Origin of the sequence: Sulfitobacter sp. HI0027 (assembly GCF_001634775.1) — a bacterium.
In the GTDB taxonomy this organism is placed as follows: Bacteria; Pseudomonadota; Alphaproteobacteria; order Rhodobacterales; family Rhodobacteraceae; genus Sulfitobacter.
In genome coordinates, this window is record NZ_LWER01000299.1 from 1 (window position 1) to 525 (window position 525).

Below are 525 nucleotides of genomic sequence, written 5' to 3' on the forward strand. Positions count from 1 at the left end.
GGCCCATGAGCTGGCCCATGCCACGAAAGCCCCCCATCGACTGAACCGTGATTTCGGGTTCTCGAAGTTTGGCAACACGTCCTATGCGCGCGAGGAGATCGTCGCGGAATTGACCTCGGTGTTCCTGGGTCAAGAACTTGGCTTTACGGCGCATACGCTCGAGATGAATGCTGCCTACCTTCACAACTGGTTGCGCTAATGACGAGCTCGTCATTACCGCAGTTATCACGAGGACGGCATAATGCGGAGGAAGTCCGCCAATGCCCTTGTTTCCCTGGCGGTCTGTTCACTTTCCTCCGCATAATTTTTGATGCGCGTCAGAGCGTATCCAACCAGTCGAGCACGCTCTGGTCGCGCCGCCATGATGGCGGACTATCGGTTTTCGGTCTTTCGACCCGTTCCAGTGCTTTCCGTTTGGTCTCCAGATTTGCCTGTGCGTAATGGTTAGTGGTCTCAAGGCTGACATGACCCAGCCAGCTTCGGATGACCGTGACGTCGACGCCGGCGGCGACCAGGTGTACGGCC

2 pseudogenes are annotated in these 525 nt (G+C 57.1%); one reads left to right on the forward strand and one right to left on the reverse strand.

The features are described from left to right. Window positions 1-196: pseudogene (locus tag A3722_RS24040) on the forward strand (zincin-like metallopeptidase domain-containing protein); the annotation flags it as partial. 121 nt (window positions 197-317) lie between these two features. Here the strand turns inward: A3722_RS24040 and A3722_RS24875 are convergent. After that, a pseudogene (locus A3722_RS24875) lies at window positions 318-525 on the reverse strand (tyrosine-type recombinase/integrase); the annotation flags it as partial.